The 6559-nt window shown below is 69.7% G+C and carries 1 protein-coding gene; it reads right to left on the bottom strand.

Annotated elements, in window-relative coordinates; all coding sequences use genetic code 11:
* Positions 1-6468: non-ribosomal peptide synthetase (locus tag NM2_RS43605; RefSeq protein ID WP_157121845.1), on the bottom strand; the 6468-nt coding region annotated here is incomplete at its 3' end.
* Between the last annotated feature and the right edge of the window lie 91 nt (positions 6469-6559).

Here is a 6559-nt window from a genome sequence, read left to right as displayed (position 1 = left end):
CGCGCCCGGCACGATCCCGGCCGCGAGCGCGGCCACCGTCGGGGTGTCGAACAGCGCCCGCACCGGGACGCGCGCGTTGAGCGCCGCACCCAGCCGCGCGACGACCTGGGTGGCGACCAGGGAATTGCCGCCGAGCGTGAAGAAGTCGTCGTCGGCGCCCACCCGGTCCACGCCGAGCACCTCGGCGAACACCCGGGCCACGATCTCCTCGATCGGGGTCGAGGGGGCGCGGAATTCGCGGGCGGCGAACGTCGGGCGCGGCAGCGCCTTGCGGTCCAGCTTGCCACTCGCGTTGAGCGGCAACGCATCCAGTTCCATCACGGTCACCGGGACCATGTACGGAGGCAGGATCCGGCCCAGCGCGGCGCGCAGCTGCTCCGGCTCGATCCGGGCGCCCGAGGCCGCGACCGCATAACCCACCAGCTGGTCGCCGATGTCGGAGCCGATCACCGCGACGGCGGCCTGAGCGACCTCCGGCTGCGCCGTCAAGGCCGATTCGATCTCACCCAGTTCGATGCGCTGGCCCCGCAGCTTCACCTGGAAGTCGGTGCGGCCCAGGTACTTCAGCACACCCGGCGAGGACCAGGCGGCCAGGTCGCCGGTGCGGTACATCCGCGCACCCGAGCCGAACGGGTCGGCGACGAAACGTTCCGCGGTCAGCTCTTCGCGCCCGATGTAGCCGCGGGCCAGCTGATCACCGGCGATGTAGAGTTCCCCGGCCACTCCGGCGGGCACCGGGCGCAGTCGTGAATCCAGCACGTAGACACGGTTGTTCCAGCCCGGCGAGCCGATCGGCAGGCCACCCTGCTCGGTCCCGGTCGCGAGCAACGTGGTGACCGCGATCGTGGTTTCGGTGGGGCCGTACACGTTCAGCGCGTCCACCGCACCAAGCGCGCGCAGCCCGGCCACGGTCTCCGAGGGCAGCAACTCACCGCCGGAGATCACCAGACGCAACGTCGGCAGCGATCCCGCGGCGGCGTGCGAGACGAACACCGACAGCATCGACGGCACGAAGTCGGTGACGGTGACCCGCTGTGCCGCAATGGTTTCCGCGATGTACTGCGCGTCGCGGTGGCCGTCGTGGGTGGCGATGACGAGCGTGGCCCCGACCCGCAGCGGCAGGTAGTAGCCCCAGATCGAGTCGAAGGTGACCGCGGCCTTGAGCAGGTAGACGTCCTCCGCGTTCAGCGGGTACTCGCCCTGCATCCAGGCCATGTGGTTGACCAGCGCGCCCTGCGACACCGCGACGCCCTTGGGCCGCCCGGTGGAGCCCGAGGTGAACATCACGTACGCCAGGTTCTCCGGACGCACCGGCCGCAGCAACTCGGCGGCGGCCAGCGGGGAGCCGTCCAGATCGCCGGTGTCCACGGCATCGATGCGCAACACCTCGATGCCGTCCGGAACCGATACGAGGTCCGCGGTGGTGGTGAGCACGCAGACCGGCCGCGCGGTGTGGAACACGTACTCGATGCGCTCGGCCGGATGATCCGGATCCACGGGTGCGTACGCACCGCCCGCGGTGCGGATCGCGTAGATGGCGATCAGCAGTTCCGGCGACCGCCGGATCGCGACGCCGACCACCGAGTCCGCGCCCACGCCCCGCGAGATCAACAGGCGCGCAAGCCGATTGACGCGCTCGCCGAACTCCCGGTAGGTCAGCTCGGCGCCCTCGTAGACCAGTGCCGTGCGATCCGGGTGTTCCTCCATCGCTCGGCGGAAGCCCGACTGCAACAGCTCGTGCTCGATCGGGTGAGCGGTGTCGTTCCAGCCCCGTACGATCTGATCGCGTTCGGCCGGGTCGAGCACATCGATGGCCTCGACCGGCGCCTGCGGATTCGCCACGAGCGCGTCCAGCACCCGGATCATCCGCGCGGCAAGGGTTTCCACCTCGTCGTCGGTGAATCGGCTGCGCAGGTACTTCCAGGTCACCTCGAGCGTCGACTCGGCCAGCACCACCAGCGTCAGCGGGTAGTGCGAATCGTCCAGCATGCCGACTCCGGTGACGCTCATCCCGTCGATGGAGCTGGCGGCGGCGATCGCCTCCTCGTTCAGCGGATAGGACTCGAATACCAGCAGGGAGTCGAATTGCGTTGCGTCACCGGCGATCCGCTGGATGTCGGTCAGACCCACGTGATGATGCTCGAACAGGGCGACCTGCGCGCGCTGCAACTCCCGCAGCAGTTCGGCGACCGAGACACCGCCCTCGACGCGCACGCGCACCGGCACAGTGTTGACGAACAGGCCAACCATCGATTCCACGCCCGGCAGGTCCGCCGGACGGCCGGAGACCGCGGCACCGAACACCACGTCGTCCCGGCCGATCAGCCGTCCGAGCAGAATGCCCCAGGCGGCCTGAACCACGGTGTTCAGCGTGACGCCGAGCTCGGCGGCGTACTCGGTGATCCGGCGAGTGGCCTCGGCGTCGAATCCGGTGACCACCTTGCCGATTTCGTAGTTCTCGGCCGTCTTCGGTTGCCGCGCGAGCACTGTCGGCTCGTCCACACCCGCCAGCGCCTCGCCCCACAGTCGCAGCGATTCGTCGCGGTCGCGGTGGGACAGCCAGGTCAGGAAATTCCGGTAGGACTCCGGGCGCGGCAGCGCGGACGCGTCACCGCGAGTGGCGTACAGCAGCAACAGGTCTCGCAGCAGGACCGGCATGGACCAGCCGTCGAGCAGGATGTGGTGCGTGGTGATCGCCAGATGCCACCGGTCGGATGCGGTGCGGTACACCGTGAATCGCAGCAGCGGCGGCGTGGCCGGGTCGAAATGCATTGCGCGGTCCGCGGATATCCGGCGCACCAGTTCGGGTTCGCGCTCCGGCTCGGGCAGCGCGGTCAGGTCCTCCTCGCGCCACGGCACCGTGACCCGATCCAGCACCACCTGCACCGACTGTCCGTCCGCGCCGGTGGCGAAGGCGACGCGCAGACTCGGATAGCGATCGACGATCGCCTGCGCGGCCATGCGCAACCGGCCGGTATCCACCGTGCCGCCCAGATCCACCCGGGCCTGGATGGTGTAGACGTCGACCGTGGACTGCGTCAGCATCGTGTGGAACAGCAGTCCGGACTGTAGCGGCGAGAGCGGCCAGATCTCCGACAGCGCGGGATAATTCCGCTCCCACACCGTGATATCGGACTGCGCGGCCCGCACCAGCGGCAGATCCGACGGGGTCAGCCCGCCCGCGTCCGGGCGTTGCGCGTGCCGGGCCAGCGCGGTCAGCGCGGTGACCCACAGATCGGCGAGCCGCTGCACCCGTTGACGCGACAGGAGTCCGGCCGGGAAGGCGAAGGACGCGCCCAGCTGCGGCCCGTCCGGGCCGTCGGTGACGATCGCGTTGATATCGATCGCCCCGTTGGCGGGCATGTCGCGATCCAGGTCCGCGTCGAAATCGCCCAGATCACCGGTCGGCGCCCAGCCGGATTCGGCGAGTTCCGCCGCCGCGCCACCGGCCGCGATCCGGCCCAGGTAGTTGAAGGTGATCTGGCCGAGATCCGAGAGCTGGTCGGCGGTTTCGGCATTGAAGTAACTCAGCAGGCCGAAGCCCAGCCCGCGGCCCGGCACCGCCAGCAGCTGTTCCTTGACGGCCTTGAGCACCTCACCGGCGACCGGGCCGCTGTCGAACACCGCGTCGAAATCGGCGTCCACGAGACCGATCCGGACGGGATACGCGCTGGTGAACCAGCCGACGGTATGCGACAGGTCCGCGCCCGGTACGAAATCCTCCTCGCGGCCGTGCCCCTCGAGCCGCACCAGCACCGCGCCGCCCGCGTCGTCGCCGCGCCAACGGCTCACCGCCAGTGCCAGCGCCGAGAGCAGCGCGTCGTTGGCGCCACCCCGGAACTTCGTGGGAATCGTGGTCAGCGCGGCCTCGGTCACCTCCGGCGGCACCGTCACCCGGACCCGCTCGACGGTGGCCAGGGTGTCGATCGCGGGATCGAACGGACGCTCACCCAGCTGCGGATCGGATGTCCGCGAAATCTCTTGCCACAGCGGCAGTTCCGCGACGACCTCGGGCCGTCGCGCCGCCTCGGCCAGGGCGTGCGCCCAGCGCCGCATCGAGGTGCCGACCGCGGGCAGCGCCACCGGCTGCCCGGCCGCGATCTGCAACCACGCCACCATCAGATCCGGAATGATGATGCGCCAGGACACTCCGTCGATCGCGAAGTGGTGCGCGACGACGAGCAGGATGTCGGAGCGACCCGGCGCCTGGGCATCCTGGTCGCCCGCGAAGGCGAACCGGACGAACTGCACCATGGCCCCGCCCGCCGGATCCAATCGGCCCAGTGCCGCATCGAATTCCGCGCTCGCCCGCCGGGTGAGTTCGGCCTCGTCGATATCGGCCGGCAGATCCACGCGACGCACCAGCGCGGCCACATCGACCGCCCCCTGGGCCAGCGCTTCGAAAGTCCAGCCCTGCTCGGCGTTTCCGCGCAGCCGCGAACGCAGCACATCGTGGTGATCCAGGACAGCGGACAGGGTCCCGAGCAACGTCTCGTCGTCGAGCCCGTCGGGCAGCCGCAACGTCATCGACTGCGAATACCGCTGGAACGCAGGACCTTTCGCCAGCGTCGCCGCCATCAGCGGCGTCAGCGGCATCTCCCCGACACCGCCGCCGGGCAGCTCGGCGAGCTGCTCACGCGCGGATTCGCCGACAGCGGAAGCGATTTCGGCCAACCCGGCGACCGTGCGGTGATTGAACACGTCCTGCGCGGTGAAGGCGAGCCCGCGGGCCTTGGCCCGGGAGACCAGCTGAATCGACAGAATCGAATCGCCGCCCAACCCGAAGAACGAGTCGTCCAGGCCCACCCGCTCGACGCCGAGCAGCCCGGCGAACAGCTCGGCGATCAGGATCTCGTTCTCGGTGACCGGTGCGCGGAATTCCGCGGCCTCGAAGACCGGCTCGGGCAGCGCCGCGCGATCCAGCTTGCCCACCGAGGTGAGCGGAATCGCGTCCAGCACCATGATCAGGGCCGGAATCATGTACGCGGGCAACGATTCCGCGAGGAATTCGGCCAGCCGGTCGGTATCGACGGCGGTGCCCGCGCGCGGGAGGACGTACGACACCAGCGCCTTGGAACCCGAGGGCAGCGTGCGGTCGAGCGTGGCCGCGTAGTCGATGTCCGGATGTGCGGTGAGCGCGTTGTCGATCTCACCGAGTTCGATGCGCACACCTCGGATCTTGACCTGGAAATCGGTCCGGCCAAGATATTCGATCGTGCCGGATTCGGTGCGCCGCACCAGATCTCCGGTCCGGTACAGCCGCGCCGCGGACTTCCCGGTCTCGGCGAACGGGCTGGCGACGAACCGCTCCGAGGTCAGGCCGGGACGGCCCAGATATCCTCGCGCCAGCGCCGGACCGGACAGATACAGCTCACCGGTCGTGCCCGCCGGAACCGGCCGCAGCCGCGCGTCCAGGACGAACGCGCCCATCCCCGGAACCGCGGTGCCGATGGTGACCAGCTCGTCCGGATTCATCGCGCCGGTGGCGGTCGCCAGGATCGTGGCCTCGGTCGGGCCGTACCCGTTCAGGAATGAACGCCCGTCGCGGGCCCAGCGCCCGACCAGTTCCGGGCCGAACCGGTCACCGGCGACCATGACGGTCCGCAGGTCGTCCAGTCCGGTCGAATCCACCGACTCCAGCGCGCCCGGGGTGATGAGCATGTGCGTCACGCGCTCGCGCCGCAGCAGCTCCGCGAGTTCGTGGCCGCCGAACACCTGCGGCGGCGACACCACCAGGGTCGCGCCCGAGGAGAAGGCCAGCATCAGCTCGAGGACGGAGACGTCGAAATTCGGCGAGCAGACATGCGCCACCCTCGACTCGCGATCCACCCCGAACGACTCCCGCATGGCGGTCACCAGGCTGCCCAGACCGCCGTGTCCGACGACCACGCCCTTCGGCCGGCCCGTCGAGCCCGACGTATAGATGTAATAGGCCGGATGCAACTCGGTCACCGTGCGCACCCGATCGGCGTAGGAGACCGGGTGGGCGGGGTGAGCGGCGATCCGCTCGGCCTGTGCCGGATCGTCCAGCTCGAGCCAGTCCGGGCCGCCGTCTGTGAAGGCCGCACGGTGGGCGGTGGTGGTCAGGCCGAGCACGGCTCCGGAATCGGACAGGATGTGCTCGATGCGCTCGGCCGGATAGGCCGGGTCCACCGGAACGAACGCCGCGCCGGTCTTGGCGATCGCCCAGACGGCCAGCACCGATTCGATACTGCGCGCGATGCCGACCGCCACCGCGTCGTCGGCGCCGATCCCTCGCGCGATGAGTTCACGAGCCAGGCGTGAGGACGATTCGTCCAGTTCGCGATAGGTCAGTTGCCGAACGTCCGCCGGATCGCCGGAGGCACTGAAACGGATCGCGACGGTGTCGGCCGCGTACTCCACGGCAGCGGTGAGCAGGCTCGGGAAAAGCACACTCCCCCGCCGACGAGATCCGCGCGACTGCTGACGCCCTGTATTCGTTCTCACCGTGCCGTATCGTACCGGTCAGGTCGGGTCATGCGCCGTCGCGGTTGCCCCGGCTCATCGGCATGCGGCCGACACCGGGTTCCAGGCAGTT

Source organism: Nocardia miyunensis NBRC 108239, from assembly GCF_001613065.1.
GTDB classification, from domain to species: domain Bacteria; phylum Actinomycetota; class Actinomycetes; order Mycobacteriales; family Mycobacteriaceae; genus Nocardia; species Nocardia miyunensis.
Note: the sequence above shows the minus strand (reverse complement) of the source record. Positions and strands in the feature narration are given on the sequence as shown.